The organism is Nocardiopsis tropica, assembly GCF_042660575.1.
Taxonomy (GTDB): Bacteria; Actinomycetota; Actinomycetes; order Streptosporangiales; family Streptosporangiaceae; genus Nocardiopsis; species Nocardiopsis tropica.
Map to the genome: position 1 here is coordinate 139,525 of NZ_JBHSUF010000003.1, position 15,641 is coordinate 155,165.

Here is a 15,641-nt window from a genome sequence, read left to right on the forward strand (position 1 = left end):
GGGTCCGCTGCCGGGGCCCCGCACCCTGCCGGGACGGGCGCACCGGGCGGAGCCTCAGGCGCGGCGCTCGGCGTCGCGCCGGAGCACCGCGCGCAGGGCGAGCTCGTAGCCGAACACCCCGCACCCCGCCACGTACCCGGCCGCGACGGGCGCGGTCACCGACGTGTGCCGGAACTCCTCGCGCGCGTAGATGTTGGAGATGTGCACCTCCACCACGGGGACCTCGACCGCGTCGATCGCGTCGCGCAGGGCGATGCCGTAGTGGGCGTAGGCGCCGGGGTTGAGCACCACGCCGGCCCAGTGGCGGGCGGCGTGGATCCGGTCCACCATGACGCCCTCGCTGTTGCTCTGCGCGCACACCACCTCCACCCCCAGCTCGACGCCGAGGGCGACCACCTGCCGCTCGACCTCGTCGAGGGTGACGGTGCCGTACTGCTCGGGGTCGCGGGTGCCCAACAGGTTGAGGTTGGGACCGTTGAGCAGCAGGACGGTGCGGGAGGGCTCGGCGACAGCGGACATGGGCCAGTGCTCCTTCTGGTTCGGTGGCCACCAGCCTAGGGCGTGTCCGGTGGATGCCCTCGGTGGACTCGGCGCTCACGCCGATCACCGCGGGCCCGGAACGACCCGCGGAACACGTCCCGGGACCCGGGCGGCCCCGTGACCCCGGTCACCGGGAAAGCCTCGGGAACGGATAGCATACCGACCAGTCGGTCAAACTTTCCGAGGAGGCGACCGTGGCGTCCACCCTGCTGTCCGCGCGTGACCTGCACTTCCTGCTCTACGAGTGGCTCGACACCGAGGCCCTCACCGCGCGCCCCCGCTACTCCGACCACTCGCGCGAGACCTTCGACGCCGCCCTGGAGCTGGCCGAGCGCGTGGCCACCGACCACTTCGCCCCGCACAACAAGGCCAGCGACGCCAACGAGCCGCACTTCGACGGCGAGCGCGTCCACGTCATCCCCGAGGTGCGCAAGGCCCTGGAGGTCTACGCCGAGACCGGCCTCGCCGCCGCCGGGATGCCCGCCTCCGTGGGCGGGGCCCAGATGCCGCAGGTCGTCTCCAGCGCGTGCGGCGCCTACTTCCAGGCCGCCAACCTGGGCACCTCCGCCTACCCCTTCCTCACCTCCGGCAACGCCCGCCTCCTCCTGGCGCACGGCAGCCCCGAGCAGGTCGACACGTGGGTGCTCCCCATGGTGGAGGGGCGCTTCACCGGCACCATGTGCCTGTCCGAGCCGCAGGCGGGCAGCTCCCTGGCCGACATCACCACCCGCGCCGAGGAGGACGGCGAGGGCGGCTACCGGGTGTTCGGCAACAAGATGTGGATCTCGGGCGGCGACCACGAGCTGACCGAGAACATCGTGCACCTGGTGCTCGCCAAGCTCCCCGGCGGTCCGCCCGGGGTCAAGGGCATCTCCCTGTTCGTCGTCCCCAAGTACCTGGTGGAGGCGGACGGGACGATCGGTGAGCGCAACGACGTCGTCCCCGCCGGGCTCAACCACAAGATGGGCTACCGGGGCACCGTCAACGCCCTGCTCAACTTCGGCGAGGGGGCGCACACGCCGGGCGGCCGGGCCGGCGCGGTCGGCTACCTGGTGGGCGAACCCCACCAGGGCCTGCGGTACATGTTCCACATGATGAACGGCGCACGGATCGGCGTGGGCGCCGGCGCCGCGGCCGTCGGCTACACCGGGTACCTGAAGTCGCTGGCCTACGCGCGCGAACGGCTCCAGGGGCGCCCGCTCGGCGACAAGGACCCCGCCCGGCCGCAGGTGCCGATCATCGGCCACACCGACGTGCGGCGGATGCTGCTCGCCCAGAAGAGCTACGTGGAGGGCGCCCTCGCCCTGGTGCTGTACTGCGCGCGGCTGGTCGACGAGGCGGCGAGCACCGACGACGACGCCGGGCGCGAGCGCGCGAACCTGCTCCTGGACGTCCTCACGCCGATCGCCAAGAGCTGGCCCTCCCAGTGGTGCGTGGAGGCCAACAGCCTGGCCATCCAGGTGCACGGCGGGTACGGGTACACGCGCGAGTACGACGTGGAGCAGCACTACCGGGACAACCGGCTCAACCCGATCCACGAGGGCACCCACGGCATCCAGGCCCTGGACCTGCTGGGCCGCAAGGCCGTCCAGGACGGCGGCGCGCGGCTGGCGCTGCTGGTGGAGACCGCGCAGCGGACCGCCGACCGCGCCCGGGAGCTGGGCGGGGACGAGGCCGTGTACGCCGGCCTGCTGTCGGCCGCCCTGGCGCGGACGACGGAGACGGCCGCCTCCGCCTGGGCCGGGGGCGACCCCGCGGTGGCGCTGGCCAACGCCACCCCCTACCTGGAGGCGGTGGGCCACGTGGTGGTGGCGTGGCTGTGGCTGGAGCAGCTGGTGGCCGCGCACGGCAGTGCGGGGGACTTCTACGAGGGCAAGCGCGCGGCCGCGGCGTACTTCTTCCGCCACGAGCTGCCCCGGACCGGACCGCAGTTCGACCTGGTGGCCTCCCGCGACCGCACCGTCCTGGACGTCTCGCCCGACGTGCTCTAGGACCCGTCGGAAGGGCGTCGACGGCCCTGGGAGCGCCCGCCCCCGCGCACGAGGCGCGGGCGGGCGCTCCCGCCGGGCACAGGGACCTGTGCCGGGCGGCGGCGACGGTGGCGCAGGCGCACGCCGACCGCGAGCAGCCTTCCGGCCGGAGGCCCTCTACACCCCCGTCGGGTACAGGCGGAGCTCCGCCGCGGTGAAGCGGACCCGGTCCCCGGCCGAGGGCACGGCCCCGCACGCCTCCAGCAGGAGGAGGCCGCCGCCCACCCGCAGGACCACGACTGTGTCCGCCCCCGTCCCGGCCTGCTCGACGCGCCCCGCGACCAGTACGGCCCCGGAGCCGTCCGGAGCGTCCTCGACGCGATCGCGCCCCGGCTCCGCGCGGGCGAACACGACCTCCTCGGCCACGTCCAGCTCCACATCGTGCTCCCCGGGCACGGGCGGCGCCGGGCCCGCCCACCGGCCCGTGGCCGCTCCGGCCGCGCACCGGAACCGGACCGTCGGCGCGCCGTCCACCTCGGTCACCGTGATCCGCATCCGCTCCCGCTCCCGCTCCTGGTCCGACGTCTCCCGCCGGGACGGACCCCGCGTCCGGTCCCGTCGGGCCCTCGGCCCGAAGGTACCGGCGGGGCGGGGTCCGCCGTCCTCCCGCCCGGCGGCGGCTCAGCCGCGGGCGGCCCTCAGGCGCCCCGGCTCAGGCACGTCCAGGACGAAGACGTGCCCGATGTCGGCCTCCTCGTAGCCGTGGTCGGCGTTGGCCACCCGCATGCGGTCGGGGCCGACCTCCACGATCCGCACGGCGACCGGCTCCTCCCGGCCCGGGAGGGTGAGCAGCCACGGCTCCGCCAGGTAGGCCAGGCCCAGGGAGTCCAGGACGGCGCGGGCGGCGCCCTCCTCCCCCTCCCTGCCCGCCGGATGGCCGAAGGGCGTGACGGGACGATATCCGCCCCCGTCCACGGGTTCGAGGTAGCCGAGCACCTCGCCGTCCTCCTGCCGCAGGTGGGGGCGCCAGTGCGCGGGGATCACGTGCGCGCCTCCCCTCGACCCGGGCCCCCGCCGCCCGTTTCGCGCCGGGCCCCGGGGCCGGCCAGCCGCTCGCGTGCGTAGACCGCCATCGCGTCGCGCTGGTACTCGGCCAGGCCCGGCGCGACGCGCTCGTACACCGCGCGCCAGGCGCCCTCCTCGGCGTAGACGCGGCCCAGGTTCTCGAACGCGCCCGCGTCGGGCGTCCACATCCGGCTCACCTCCAGAAAGTGGGCGTGCACCTCCGCCTGCACCGCCTGGTCGGCGGGCGGGGTTCCGGCGGCGAGGTGGTCGGCCATGCGCCTCATCCGCGCGGCGAGCTCCGCCTGCTGCCGGTCGCGGTCCTCCCCGGTCAGCGCCTCGGACGCCCGCCGGGCCTGCTCCCACTCGCGGGGCCACTCGGCGCGGGCCCGCTCGGCGTAGGCGGTGGTGTCGAACCCGGCGAACAGCTCCTCGGGCCTGTCGACGTCGTGCATGCCGTCGTCCTCCTCCAGTGCGCCGATGGTGCGGCGCACGGTGTCGACGAGGGTGTCGATGCGGTCCCGTTCGGCCAAGAGGTCGCGCAGGTGGGCGCGGAGTGCGTCCGCCTCGCCCGTCCGCTCGTCCAGGACCCGGGCGATGTCGGCGAGCCCCATGCCCAGCTCGCGCATCACGAGGATGCGCTGGAGCCGCAGGAGTTCGCCCCGACCGTAGTGTCGAATGCCGCCGGGGCCCGTCCGCTCCGGTTCGAGCAGCCCGATCCGGTGGTAGTGCCGCAGGGTGCGCGAGGTGACCCCGCTCATCCGGCACAGGTCCCCGATCGGCCAGGACATCGTGTCCCCCCCTCGTCGGGCCGGTCCGTCCGGCCCGCAGACGACGCTAGGAGTTGACGCTACGTCAACTGCAAGCCGCCAGGTCCCGGGGAGGTCCCTCCCACGGGACGTCCTCGCCGCCCTGCGGGCCGTCCCCCCGCGGCCCGGCCGGGAGGACCGGGGCGGGAATCCTCCGCCCCCGGTTTCCCGTGATCGCTCCTCCGAGGGGCCGGGCCCGTGCGGCCTTGCGCCCCCGGGGAGCGGCCACGGTGCGGAGGGGGCGGGGCCGGGAGGCCCCGAAAGACGCCTCGGGTGGAGGGGAGACCTCCTCGGCGCCCCCGGGGTGTCCGGTGGCCCGGGCGGGCGGGCCCGGGCTCCGGATCTCGGGCCCGTGGGGTGTTCCTACCCCGGCCACTACCCCGAGCATTCGCGGGGTGACTCCCGGCTTGCCGTCTGGCATTCCAGGTCGGCGGACAATGCGGTCAATACATCCGAAAACCCTTGGCAGGGGCCCGGGTGGGTCCGTTGCGCCGCCCCGACCGGTCCGCGCTCCGGCGGAGGAGGGGTTCCCGGTCCAGGGGCGGCCCGCCCGAAAACCGCTTCGGTCCGGAGGGCGTCCTGTGCCAGGGTGTTCCCCATGCCCGAGACACCCCGCGAACTGCTGCGCTGGCAGTTCGACCTCACCTGGTCGCTGTTCGAGTACCACCTGGAGCGCCTGGAGCCCGGCGACTTCCTCTGGGAACCCGGTCCCCTCTGCTGGACCGTCCGCCGTGGGGAGGACGGGGTGTGGGCCCCGGACTGGGCGGACACCGAGCCCGACCCCGTGCCCGTCCCGACCGTCGCCTGGGTCACCTGGCACATCGGCTGGTGGTGGTCGGTGACCCTCGACCACCTGCGGGGGCGCACCCCGCAGGACCGGGAGGACGTGGTCTGGCCCGGCGCCGACGAGGCCGTCACGTGGCTGCGCGGCCTGCGCACGGAGTGGCTGGAGGCGCTGGACGGGCTGGGGACAGAGGACCTCGACGCGCCCGCTCCCTTCCCGTGGCCGCCCGGCTCCGGCCTGACCGTCGCCCACACGGTCGCGTGGGTCAACGCCGAGCTGATGAAGAACGCCGCCGAGATCGGCCAGCTGCGCATGCTGCGCGCCACCCGGCCCTGACCCCGGCGCCCCGGCCGTGCGAGCGGCCCGTCCGGTCCCCGCCCGCACGGCGAGGACCGGTCGGGCGGCCGGAGTCCGTCCGACGCCGTGGCGGAGGGCCCGCGCCGAGCACCGTGTCCTCCTCCGGGCCCTTCCCCGGTGTCCGGCTGGACAGGGGCCGGGGGCTCGGGGAGCATCGGAGCGGTTTCCCCGCTCCCTGCGCCCCGGCGGCGGGCGAGCGGTCCCGCGTTCCCATCGGACCAACGGAGGCGCCCCATGACCGACCGGTTCCGCGACGAGCACGACGGCCGACCTGCCGAGCCCCTGGTCGGCGACGGCGTCACCCCCGGCATCGTGCGCGTGGGCGACACGGTCCGGCGCCCGGTCCGGCCGTTCACCGCCACGGTCCAGGCCTACCTCGCCCACCTGCACCGGGCCGGTTTCACCGCCGCGCCGGTGCCGCTCGGCGTCGACGGGCAGGGCCGCGAGGTGCTGACCTACGTCCCCGGCGACGTCCCACGGGAACCGCTGCCCGCCGCTGCCGCGGGCGAGGACGTCCTGGTCGCGCTGGCGCAGCTGATCCGGCGGCTGCACGGGGCCGCCGACGGCTGGGTTCCGCCGGCGGACGCGGTCTGGGGCGGCATCCCCGGAACCGCCGCCGTCGACGACGCCCCGGTGGAGGGGGAACCCGAACTGGTCGGCCACCGCGACTACTGCCCGGGCAACGTCGTCTTCCGCGAGGGCCTGCCCGCCGCCCTCATCGACTTCGACCTCGCCCGGCCCACCACCCGCCTCTACGAGATCGCCAACGCCCTCTACTGGTGGGTGCCGCTGCTCGACCCCCGGGACCGCGCCCCCGCCTTCGCCGGCCTCGACGCGGCCCGCCGGGTCTCCGTCTTCGTCGACGCCTACGGGGCGACCGGGCGCCAGCGCGCGGAACTGGTGCCCCTGGCGACACGGATGATCCACCGCTTCCACCGGAGGGCCCGGGCCGCCGCCGCGAGCGACCCGGTCTTCCGCCGCATGTGGGAGGAGGGCGTCAGGGACCGCATGCCCCGCGCCGAGGCCTGGATCGCGCGGGAGGGCCCCGCCATCGCCGGGCGGATCACCCCGTGACCGCGGACCGGGCGCCGGCCACGCCGGGCCGGCCCCGCTCAGGCGGGGTCGACCCGGTGCAGCCGGACCTCGGAGAGGACCCCGTCGGCCGCCTCCGCCGTCATGTAGGTGTGGTGCGGCTGGCGCCGGCGGTCCGTGGGAGAGCCCGGGTTGAGCAGCCGCAGCCCGGTCTCCGCGCGCGTGTCCCACGGGATGTGCGAGTGGCCGAAGACGAGGACGTCGGTGTCGGGGAAGCGCTCGGCGCACCGCTTCTCCCGGCCCGCCGCCTGCCCCGTCTCGTGGACGACCGCGAACCGGACGCCGCCCAGGGTCGCCCTCGCCACCTCGGGCAGGCGTGCGCGCAGTTCGGGGCCGTCGTTGTTGCCGTGGACGCCCACCACCCGCGCGGCACGCGCCTCCAGGGCGTCGAGCGCGTCGGGGACGCACCAGTCCCCCGCGTGGACGACCGCGTCGGCGCGCTCGACCTGCGCCCACACCTGCCGGGGCAGGTCGCGGGCGCGCTTGGGCAGGTGGGTGTCGGAGATGATGAGCAGGCGCATGGCACGCCAGGGTAGCCGTCCCGCCGTCCGGCGCGGCGCTAGCGCCCCGTGAACACGGGCGCGGTCCGCGCCAGCGAGGCAGCGATGCCGGCCTCGCTGTCCCCCGTCGCGAGCAGTCGCGTCTGCTCGGTGATCTCGCGCTCCATGGCCGCGCGGACCTCGTCCGTGTACCCCGCGCGCAGGGTCTCCCGCATCGACCGCACGGCCAACGGTGCCCCGGCGGCGATCTCGTGCGCGAAGGCCACGGCGGCCCCGCGCACCGCACCGTCCTCGACCAGCCGGTCGGCGAGGCCGAGGGCGAGGGCCCTCTCGCCGCCGACCCGCCGGGCGGTGTACAGCATCTCGGCGGCGCCCTGCGCGCCGATGATCCGGGGCAGGGAGGCGCTGAGGCCGAAGCCCTGGTGGATGCCGAGCGCCCCGAAGTTGGCGTGGAACCTGGTCGAGGGCGCGGCGACTCGGAAGTCGGCGGCGCACGCCACGCCGAGGCCGCCCCCGACGGCCGCGCCCTGCACCGCCGCGATCACGGGCACGGCGAGGGAGAACAGCCGCAGCCCCTCCGCGTAGACGGCCTTCAGGGTGGAGGCCGGGTCGGGCCCGACCCCCTCGCCGCCGAAGTCCACCCCGGCGCAGAAGTGCCGGCCCTCGGAGCACAGGACGATGGCGCGGCACCCGCGCGCGCCCTCCAGTTCGGCGGCGGCGTCCGCGAGGTCGCGCAGGAGCGCCAGGTCGAAGTGGTTGTTGGGCGGGCGCCGGAACTCCAGGACGCCGACGTGGCCGTCCACGCTCACGGACAGGTCGTCACTCACGGGTGCCCTCCCGGGTCTGTCGGTGCGGGGCCCGTCCGGCCCCGTCGACCGCCCGGCTCACCCCGCGTACGCGGTAGTTCTACCACCCGGTCCCCGCGGCGCCGTCGGCCGGGCCGGACGGGGCCGGGGCGTCGGTGGCGCCGACCGCTCCCGCGGGCCCCCTGGCAGTGCGGAGGAGCTGCACGGTCCGGGCGGCGAGAACCGCCAGGCACACCAGGGCGGTGGCGGCGACGAAGGCCAGTTCGGCCGGGATCCCGTAGAACCGCTGGAGCCAGGTGCCCTCCCGCCCGCCCATCACCCAGGTGAGGAGCGGGTTGACCAGGGGGAGCAGGAGGGGAGGCAGGGCGTAGGGCAGCAGCCGCAGCGCGGTCCGCCAGCGGGGCAGGACCGCCCGCCTCCCGGCCCAGGCCCCGGCCCGGCGCACCCCGAGCACGCCCAGCCCCGCCACGGTCAGCGTGGCCGCCCCGAAGGCGGCGTCGACCTTCCACAGGGACGAGTCCGCCACGGCGGGTGTCCTGCCCTCGGTCAGGTCGAGAACCCCCTCGACCAGGCCCCACGTGTCGTTCTCGGTGAGGGTGATCCCGCTGTTGAACAGCGCCACGACGCCGTATCCGGTTCCGGGGACGAGCACCTGGTAGGAGCTGTACGTGGACATCGCCCCGCCGTGCCAGACCTGTGTGCCGGAGGCGCCGTCGGCCGGTCCGCGCCGCATCCATCCGAGGCCGTACCGGCCCCCGGGCGCGGACGGGGTGTGCGTCAGCTCCACCGCTGCGGCGGAGAGCAGCCGTTCGCCCCCGGGCGCCCTCCCGCCGTCGGCCTGGAGGATCAGCCACCTGGCCATGTCCTCCGCGGTCGAGACGACGTCCCCGGAGCCGGTCCCGAACGCGGGCGGTTCGGCGACGGGGACGTTGGCGCCGAAGGCGCGGATGTGCCCCGGCGCGGGTTCGGGGCGCGCGCCGCCGGACGCCCCCGGGCCGGGGGCGTCCGGGGCGGAGGACCGGGTGTCGGCCATGCTCGCCGGGGCGAACACGTGCCGTTCCAGGTACTCGGCGAAGGGCTCCCCGGCCACGACCTCCACCAGGCGGGCCGCCACCTGGTAGTTGGGGTTGTGGTACTGCCACCGCTCCCCCGGCGCCGACGTGAGCTCGGCGTCGCGCAGGCGGGCCACCGCCTCGGTGAGGGTGGCGGGCTGCGGGGTTCCGGCGACGTCGGGGTGGCCCCGGTCGGACATGCCCGAGCTCTGGTCGAGGAGCCGGCGGACGGTGATCAGGTCGCTGCGCGGGTCGGCGGTGGTGAACTCGGGCAGGTGGTCGCGGACCGGGTCGTCCAGGCCGACGGCGCCGTCCTCCACCAGCTGCATGACGGCGAGGGCGGTCATCGACTTGCTGAGGGAGGCGATGCGCATGGGCGAGTCCGCGCGCAGGGGCTCGCCGTTCCCGTCGTGCCCGTAGCCGCCCGTGTGCACGACCCGGTCCCCGCGCGTGACCGCGACGGTCGCCCCCGGCAGGCCGACGCGTTCGAGGTGGGCGGCGATGAAGGCGTCCAGCTCCGCCGCGTCCACGCCGCCGGTCTCGTCATCGCCGGGGCCGGTGTCCCGGTCGTCGGCCTCCGCGGCCGGGTCCGGCCCGCCGGTCGGGTCCTCCGGGCCGCCGTCCGCGCTCCCGCCCGGAGCGGGACCGGATCCCAGCACCGGGTTCTGCGCCGCGACCGCCCCCTCGGGGACGCCGTCCACCGGGGCTGCGGCCGCGGGCCCGCCCAGGGCGAGGGCGGCGGCGGTGGCCAGGGCGAGGACCGCTCCTGCGCGAGAGGCCCGCCCCCGGCGGGGTCTCCGGTCGTGCGGTCCCACCGGTGCGGCCGGTGCCGCCGGGTCGCGGCCTCCCGCGTCCTGGTTCGCGGTGGTACCGCCGGTGTCCTTCATCGTGCTCTCCCGAGGCCGTGGTGCGCCCGCCTGTCGCGGACCAGTGGGACGTTAGGCCCCGTGCGGCCCCGCACACCTCACCCGAACGTGTCCGAACGCAGGGGCGGCCCCGCCCCCGACGTGGCGCCGGCCTCCCCGGAAACGGCACTTTCGGGTGAGGCCGTGCCCGCCGGCCGTTCTGTAGCCTGACCGCTGTGCGAAAGACGGCGGGACCCAGGACGCAGGACCCTGGTCACGGGGGCTGTGCGGGCGGTGGCGCGAAGGGCCGCGCGGCCCGGGGAGCCCTCCTGTCCGCCGTCGTCCTGGCCTCGGGTCTGAGCTGCCTCGTGCCGCTCACCGCCGCCACGGCCCTGGCCGGGAGCGGCGTCGCCCTGGCCGCGCCGGCGCTGGCGGCGGGCTGGAACCTGCGGGGGCGGGTGTCCGCCGGGGGCGTGGCGGTCGCGTTCCTGATCCAGCCGGCCGCCGTCCTCGCCCTGGGGCAGGACGCGACCTCCGCCCTGGCCAGGGGCGTGCTCGCGGTCGTGTGCGTGGTGCTGCCGTGGCTGGTGGGCCGGTACCTGCGGGTGCGCTCGGACTCCGCCGGGCTCGGCTGGCGGCGCGCCGAACTCCTCGAACGGGAGCGGTCGGTGGCGGCCGAGCGCGAACGCGTCCGGGAGCGCGAGCGGATCGCGGCGCGGATGCACGACTCCCTGGGCCACGAGCTCAGCCTGATCGCCGTGCGCGCCGGAGCCCTGGAGGTCGCGCCCGGGCTGGGCGCGGAGGACTACCGGCGCGGGGTGGCCGAACTCGGCGCGGGGGCGATCGGTGCGGTCGAGCGCCTGCAGGAGATCATCGGGCTCCTCCAGTCCGGGGACGCGGAGCCTGCCGAGCCCGGGACCGGCGACGGCGATCTGGCCGGTCTCATCGGGCACGCCCGGAACGCCTCCCTGGAGGTCGGCCTGGCCGGCGGGCGGCTGTGGGAGGGGATGCCCGCCGAGGTGCGCGCCCTGGTGTACGCCGTGGTGCGGGAGGGGCTGACCAACAGCGCCAAGCACGCGCCGGGCGCACCGGTGGCCGTGCGGGTGGACCGGCTCGGGCCGCAGACGTCCGGCGCCGACGCCCCCGGGGCCGCCGACACCGCCACCGACGAACCGGCTCCGGGCCCCGCTGAGGGCTACACGGTCTCCGTGGCCAACGGCCCCGCGACCGAGGTGCCCGTCCTGGCCTCCGGCGGATCCGGCCTCGCCGCGCTGCGCGCGCGGGTGCGCGCCGCCGGTGGAACCCTCGACTCCGGGCCGACGCGGACCGGCGGGCCGACGTCGACGGGCGCCGGGTTCACGCTCACCGCACGCCTCCCGGCCCAGCCCGCATCCCCTGGCCCGGACCTCCACTCCCCCGTCCCCGCCCCGGTGCCGCTCCCCTCCGCCCCCGAGTCCGCGCGGCAGCGGGAGCGGAGCCGGAGCCGCACCGGGAGGGCGCTGGCTGCGGCCGTCGCGATCCCCGCCGCCCTGGTGGCGGCCCTGGTCGTCGTGTGGGCCGGGTACTACGCCCTGGCCTCCTGCCGCGCGGTCCTGGACCCGGCCGACTTCGCGTCGCTGCGGGTCGGGGACCCGCGGTCCGCGGTCGCGCCGGTGCTCCCGCCGTCCACCATGCTCGACCCGCCGTCCACGGGACCGGTGCCGAGCGGATGGACCTGCGACCACTACCGCTCCCGGACGGCCCTGCCGGGCTCCGGGTCGGACGCCTACCGGCTGTGCTTCGCGCAGGGCCGCCTCGTCGACAAGGACGCGGTCCCGACGGGCTCCGGAGGCGGCACGGAGGACCAGGGGGGCGGTGGCCGGTGATCCGCGTCCTGCTGGCCGAAGACGAACCCCTCATCCGCGCGGGGATCACCGCCATCCTCTCCTCCGACCCCGGCATCACCGTCGTCGCGCAGGCCCGCGACGGGAACGGGGCCGTGGCGCTCGCCCGCCGCGAACGCCCCGACGTGGCACTGCTGGACATCCAGATGCCCGGCGCGGACGGCTTCACCGCCGTGGAGGCGATCCGCCGCGCCTGCCCTTCGACCGCGATCGCCATGCTGACGACGTTCGGCCAGGACGACTACGTGGCCAGGGCGCTGGACGGCGGGGCCAACGGCTTCCTGCTCAAGGCCGCCCCTCCGCGCGAACTCATCACGGGGGTGCGGACCGTCGCCGAGGGCGGCGCGTTCCTGTCGCCGAAGGTCACCGGCCGGGTCGTCGCGGGTTTCCGCAGCCGGAGGGAGTTCCGCGCGGAGGCGGCCGAGGAGCGACTGGGCGCCCTCACCCCGCGGGAGCGGCAGGTCCTGGCGCTGGTGGGGGCGGGGATGTCCAACGCGGAGGTGGGCCGCGCCCTGCACCTGGCGGAGGACACCGTGAAGACCCACGTCAGCGCGGTCCTCACCCGGCTCGGGGTGCGCAACCGGGTCCAGGCGGCCCTCATCGCCCACGACGCGGGGCTCACCGCCGATGGCTGACCCCGCGCCCCCTCCCCGGAGGCCGCCGCCGGGTCCGCGGCCGGTTCCGGACAGCGCGGGGCCCGGCCCCCGCGGACCGGACATCGGTCCCGATCGGACCGCGGGTCCCGCCACGTGCGCGAACGCGGCCACGGAGCCGCCGACCGCACCGACGCGCACCCGGCGCCGCCCTCCCGCCGTGGCGGGGGCCGGGGGCCGCGGCGGCTAGCCTGGCCGCGTGAGGAACAACGAGGGCCACGAGGACGACGAGGTCGCCGAGCTGCTGGTCCGCCTGATCAACATCAGCAACCGCCTCGCCCGCTACGCCGCCCACGCGACCGGGGAGCGCACCTCGCCCGCGACCTGGCGTGCGCTCAGCGTCCTGCGGGAGAAGGGCCCGCTGCGGCTGGGCGTGCTGGCCGACCACTGCCGGGTCCGCCAGCCCACCATGACGGTGATCGTCGAGTCCCTGCTCTCCTCCGGGTACGTCGAGCGCCGCCCCGACCCCGACGACGGGCGCGCCAACCTCCACGAGCTGACCGCCGAGGGGGAGGCGGCACTGGACGACTGGAGGTCCCGGATCGGCTCGGCGCTGACCCCGCTGTTCACCGACCTGTCCGAGCACGAGCGGACCCTGCTGGCGGACTCGGTGCGGCTCCTGGACGGCCGGCTGCGGCGCGGCGAGGCCTGAACGGGGCACTTTTCCCCTGGTCCGCGCCCCTCTCCCAAGCCCTCCTCCGCACCCTCCCGGCACGGGCGGGAATCTCCGAGGATTAACATAGGTTACCTATATGAATCCTCGAGAGGACCCCGACCGCACCGGCCGCCGTCCTCCCCACCGACGACCGACAGGAGTTCCGAAACATGGTGGCGGAGACAGACAACCAGCGCACCACCCCGCACGGGGCGGGTGACGCGCCACCCCGGACGGAGGGCTCGATCCTCCGGCAGCCGCGCGCGGTGTGGGCGGTGGCGTTCGCCTCCGTGATCGCGTTCATGGGCATCGGGCTGGTCGACCCGATCCTTCCCGCGATCTCCCGCAGCCTGGAGGCCACCCAGACCCAGACCTCGCTGCTGTTCACGAGCTACCTGCTCGTCACCGGCCTGGCCATGCTCGTGACCAGCTGGGTGTCGAGCCGGATCGGGGCCAAGCGCACCCTCCTGCTCGGACTGGCCCTGATCGTGGTCTTCGCCGCCGCCGCGGGGGCCGCGGGCGACGTCGAGTCCGTGATCGGCTTCCGCGCGGGATGGGGGCTCGGGAACGCCTTCTTCATCTCCACCGCCCTGGCCACCATCGTCGGCGCGGCCAGCGGCGGATCCTCCTCCGCGATCGTCCTCTACGAGGCGTCCCTGGGACTGGGCATCGCCACCGGACCGCTCATGGGCGGACTGCTCGGCAGCGTCAGCTGGCGCGGGCCGTTCTTCGGCACCGCCGTGCTCATGGCGGTCGGGTTCGTCACGATCGCCACCCTGCTGCGGAGCGACACCATCGCCAGGACGGCGCCGGTCCCGCTGTCCGCGCCGTTCACGGCGCTGCGCGAGCCCGCCCTCCTGGTGCTGGCGTTCACCGCGCTGTTCTACAACATCGGCTTCTTCGCGCTGCTGGCATACACGCCCTTCCCGCTGGGCCTGGACGAGATGGGGCTCGGGTTCACCTTCTTCGGCTGGGGGCTGGCCGTCGCCGTCACCTCCGTGTTCGTCGCGCCCGTCCTGACCCGGCGGTGGCGCCGCACGGGCGTCCTGTGGGCCACCCTGCTCCTGCTGGCGGCCGACCTGGTCGCCGCGGGCGCCCTCATCTCCTCCACGGCCGGCCTGATCACCTGCGTCGTGCTCGGCGGGCTGCTGCTGGGCGTGCTCAACACGGTGCTGACGGAGTCGGTGATGGAGGCCAGCGACCTGCCCCGGCCGGTGGCGTCGTCGTCCTACTCGGCGATCCGCTTCCTCGGCGGGGCGGCCGCGCCCCCCGCGGCCTCGGCACTGGCCGCGGCCCTGTCCCCGGGCGCCCCGATGTACGCGGCGGCGGGCTCGGTCGTCGTGGCCGCGCTGATCGTCCTCCTCGGAGGCCGGGTGCTGCGCAGGGTCGACGACGGCCCCGAGCCCGCCGAGGTCGAGGCACAGGCCATCGCCCTGGGCCGGTGACGGCCGGGCGCCGCGCCCGCACCGTGCGTCCGGTCCCACCCGAGGGGGAGCCACCGCGCTCCGGACGCGGCGGGGAGAGGCGGTCCGGGCCGTCGCGCCGGGGCCGCGAGGGCGGCTCCGAGGCCGCTTCTCGACGTACACGGGCGAGACCTGGCGCGGATGCCCCGGGGGAGCGTCTTCCCTAACGTCGGTGGCATGACCGAACAGAAGCGCTCCACCCTCGGCCTGCCCCTCATCGCCCTGATCGGGCTGGCCCTGCTCGCGGCGCCGCGTGTGGTGCTGCACGACCTCGGCCTCATCCAGGAGGGGACGTTCGTCAACGCGTTGTTCGTGTTCGTCCCGCTGGTCGTGTGGATCGCCGCGGCCGTGCTGGCCCGGGTGCCGAACCCGTTCCTGACCCTGCTCGTCGTGGGCGCGTTCTACGGCGTGTTCCTCGCGCTCGGACACCAGCTGCTGTGGAACGTCGCCTGGGAGGGCGACCCGCCGGCCCTCGGCGGCAACCTCGCCGACCTGCCGCCCCTGGCGCACGCGGTCGTCATCCGCGGCTTCGCCGTGGTCGGCAGCCTGGTGACCGGGGTGGTCGTCGGAGCGGTCACGGGGCTGGTCGCCTGGGGCCTGGCCAAGCTCCTCCGGCTCCGCGCCGCCGGGACCTGAACCGCGGCGCCGGGCGGGGCAGCGCGGCCCGCGACAGCGGCGCGCCCGCCCGGAAGGCTCCGGACGGGCGCGTCAACGGTGCGTGCGCGGAACGGCGGAACGCCTCACTGCGGGGCGTTCTCCGGAACGCGCCGGGCGGGCAGGGCCTCGGCCACCGGTTCCGCCTCGGGCGGCTCCCACCCCGTGAAGTGCCAGACCCACCGCGCGGTCCCGTCCAGCGGCCGGTACCGGGCCACCGGCGGATCGGGGCGCACGTCGCCCGGAACCACCAGGTCCGCGCCCAGGTCCTCCCACGGCACGCCGAGAATCTCGTCGCGGGTGAAGACGTCCTCCATCACCAGGCCGGACCAGGCACGCGGCCCGCCGACCAGGCACACCTGGATGGGATCGTCACCATCCTCGTACCCCCTGCCCTGACCTTCGTCCTGCTTGCTCTCCATGGGTACATCCTCCGACGCGCGGGCGCGTCACGGGGGACGCGGGAGTCCGGCGTGTCGCATGTCCGCGGGGCCGGGGCGGGCTCCCTGCGACGGT

At 76.0% G+C, this 15,641-nt stretch carries 16 protein-coding genes; 8 read left to right on the plus strand and 8 right to left on the minus strand.

All coding sequences use genetic code 11. The features are described 5' to 3' along the window. Positions 1-54: 54 nt before the first annotated feature. On the minus strand, positions 55-519 hold the full coding sequence (aroQ, locus tag ACFQBR_RS06255; protein WP_344178526.1) for a type II 3-dehydroquinate dehydratase: 465 nt from the start codon (positions 517-519) through the stop codon (positions 55-57). Between the two features lie 215 nt (positions 520-734). On the opposite strand from aroQ, the gene ACFQBR_RS06260 reads away from it, so the two are divergent. After that, positions 735-2,531 (plus strand): acyl-CoA dehydrogenase, encoded by a 1,797-nt coding sequence (locus ACFQBR_RS06260; RefSeq protein WP_344178528.1) that lies wholly within the window; start codon positions 735-737, stop codon positions 2,529-2,531. 156 nt (positions 2,532-2,687) lie between these two features. On the opposite strand, the gene ACFQBR_RS06265 is transcribed toward ACFQBR_RS06260, so the two are convergent. The 3 genes from ACFQBR_RS06265 to ACFQBR_RS06275 all read right to left on the minus strand — a co-directional run bounded on the left by ACFQBR_RS06265 (position 2,688) and on the right by ACFQBR_RS06275 (position 4,363). Continuing rightward, positions 2,688-3,065 carry a hypothetical protein gene (locus ACFQBR_RS06265; protein WP_344178531.1) on the minus strand — a complete coding sequence of 126 codons (378 nt, stop codon included), beginning with the start codon at positions 3,063-3,065 and terminating at the stop codon, positions 2,688-2,690. 126 nt (positions 3,066-3,191) lie between these two features. Beyond that, positions 3,192-3,554, minus strand: coding sequence for a hypothetical protein (locus ACFQBR_RS06270; RefSeq protein WP_344178533.1), 363 nt, complete (start codon positions 3,552-3,554; stop codon positions 3,192-3,194). Further along, positions 3,551-4,363, minus strand: a complete 813-nt coding sequence (locus ACFQBR_RS06275) for a MerR family transcriptional regulator (RefSeq protein WP_267949529.1) — start codon at positions 4,361-4,363, stop codon at positions 3,551-3,553. The genes ACFQBR_RS06270 and ACFQBR_RS06275 overlap by 4 nt, the downstream gene beginning before the upstream one ends. 616 nt (positions 4,364-4,979) lie before the next feature. On the opposite strand from ACFQBR_RS06275, the gene ACFQBR_RS06280 reads away from it, so the two are divergent. Both ACFQBR_RS06280 and ACFQBR_RS06285 read left to right on the plus strand, forming a co-directional pair. Beyond that, positions 4,980-5,501, plus strand: a complete 522-nt coding sequence (locus ACFQBR_RS06280) for a DinB family protein (RefSeq protein WP_344178535.1) — start codon at positions 4,980-4,982, stop codon at positions 5,499-5,501. A gap of 255 nt (positions 5,502-5,756) precedes the next feature. Beyond that, a complete protein-coding gene (locus ACFQBR_RS06285; RefSeq protein ID WP_344178537.1) occupies positions 5,757-6,596 on the plus strand; it encodes a phosphotransferase enzyme family protein in 840 nt (279 codons plus the stop codon). 38 nt (positions 6,597-6,634) lie between these two features. On the opposite strand, the gene ACFQBR_RS06290 is transcribed toward ACFQBR_RS06285, so the two are convergent. The 3 genes from ACFQBR_RS06290 to ACFQBR_RS06300 all read right to left on the minus strand — a co-directional run bounded on the left by ACFQBR_RS06290 (position 6,635) and on the right by ACFQBR_RS06300 (position 9,859). Next, positions 6,635-7,135 (minus strand): metallophosphoesterase family protein, encoded by a 501-nt coding sequence (locus ACFQBR_RS06290; RefSeq protein ID WP_344178539.1) that lies wholly within the window; start codon positions 7,133-7,135, stop codon positions 6,635-6,637. Positions 7,136-7,173: 38 nt separating this feature from the next. Continuing rightward, positions 7,174-7,941, minus strand: coding sequence for an enoyl-CoA hydratase/isomerase family protein (locus ACFQBR_RS06295; protein WP_344178541.1), 768 nt, complete (start codon positions 7,939-7,941; stop codon positions 7,174-7,176). 79 nt (positions 7,942-8,020) lie between these two features. Then, positions 8,021-9,859, minus strand: coding sequence for a serine hydrolase domain-containing protein (locus ACFQBR_RS06300; protein ID WP_344178543.1), 1,839 nt, complete (start codon positions 9,857-9,859; stop codon positions 8,021-8,023). Between the two features lie 194 nt (positions 9,860-10,053). Between ACFQBR_RS06300 and ACFQBR_RS06305 the strand changes: the two genes are divergently transcribed. From ACFQBR_RS06305 to ACFQBR_RS06325, 5 genes are all read left to right on the plus strand, one after another. Beyond that, on the plus strand, positions 10,054-11,682 hold the full coding sequence (locus ACFQBR_RS06305) for a sensor histidine kinase (RefSeq protein ID WP_344178545.1): 1,629 nt from the start codon (positions 10,054-10,056) through the stop codon (positions 11,680-11,682). Beyond that, positions 11,679-12,335, plus strand: coding sequence for a response regulator transcription factor (locus ACFQBR_RS06310; RefSeq protein WP_344178548.1), 657 nt, complete (start codon positions 11,679-11,681; stop codon positions 12,333-12,335). Before ACFQBR_RS06305 ends, ACFQBR_RS06310 begins: the two co-directional genes overlap by 4 nt. A gap of 217 nt (positions 12,336-12,552) precedes the next feature. Next, complete coding sequence (locus ACFQBR_RS06315) at positions 12,553-13,005, plus strand: MarR family winged helix-turn-helix transcriptional regulator (RefSeq protein WP_267949521.1); 453 nt, start codon at positions 12,553-12,555, stop codon at positions 13,003-13,005. Positions 13,006-13,178: 173 nt separating this feature from the next. Further along, the gene (locus ACFQBR_RS06320; RefSeq protein ID WP_344178550.1) at positions 13,179-14,453 is read left to right on the plus strand and encodes an MFS transporter; all 1,275 of its coding nucleotides are present in this window, start codon (positions 13,179-13,181) and stop codon (positions 14,451-14,453) included. Positions 14,454-14,648: 195 nt separating this feature from the next. Continuing rightward, the gene (locus ACFQBR_RS06325; protein WP_344178552.1) at positions 14,649-15,107 is read left to right on the plus strand and encodes a hypothetical protein; all 459 of its coding nucleotides are present in this window, start codon (positions 14,649-14,651) and stop codon (positions 15,105-15,107) included. Between the two features lie 104 nt (positions 15,108-15,211). Here ACFQBR_RS06325 and ACFQBR_RS06330 read toward each other — a convergent pair whose 3' ends face one another. Continuing rightward, a complete protein-coding gene (locus ACFQBR_RS06330) occupies positions 15,212-15,547 on the minus strand; it encodes a hypothetical protein (protein WP_267949518.1) in 336 nt (111 codons plus the stop codon). Between the last annotated feature and the right edge of the window lie 94 nt (positions 15,548-15,641).